Annotated in this window: 1 protein-coding gene; it reads left to right on the plus strand. The window is 61.8% G+C overall.

Features of this window, described 5'->3' with window-relative positions; translation table 11 throughout:
- A partial coding sequence (locus tag BQ8482_RS34390) for a GTP-binding protein (protein WP_244603107.1) occupies positions 1-304 on the plus strand: 304 nt, incomplete at both ends.

The raw sequence follows: 304 nt of genomic DNA on the forward strand, positions 1-304 counted from the left end.
TCCTGGTTGTGTCGGCCGCCGACGGCCCGATGCCGCAGACCCGCGAGCACATCCTGCTGGCCCGTCAGGTCGGCGTGCCGTCGATCGTGGTGTTTTTGAACAAGGTCGACCAGGTCGACGACGCCGAGCTGCTCGAACTGGTCGAGCTCGAGGTGCGTGAGCTCTTGACCAAGAACGAGTTCCCCGGCGACGACATTCCGATCGTCAAGGGTTCGGCACTTGCGGCTTTGGAAGATTCCGACAAGAAGATCGGCGAGGATTCGATCCGCGAATTGATGGCTGCGGTCGACGACTACATCCCGAC

The sequence above is a fragment of the Mesorhizobium delmotii genome (assembly GCF_900149755.1).
GTDB classification, from domain to species: domain Bacteria; phylum Pseudomonadota; class Alphaproteobacteria; order Rhizobiales; family Rhizobiaceae; genus Mesorhizobium; species Mesorhizobium delmotii.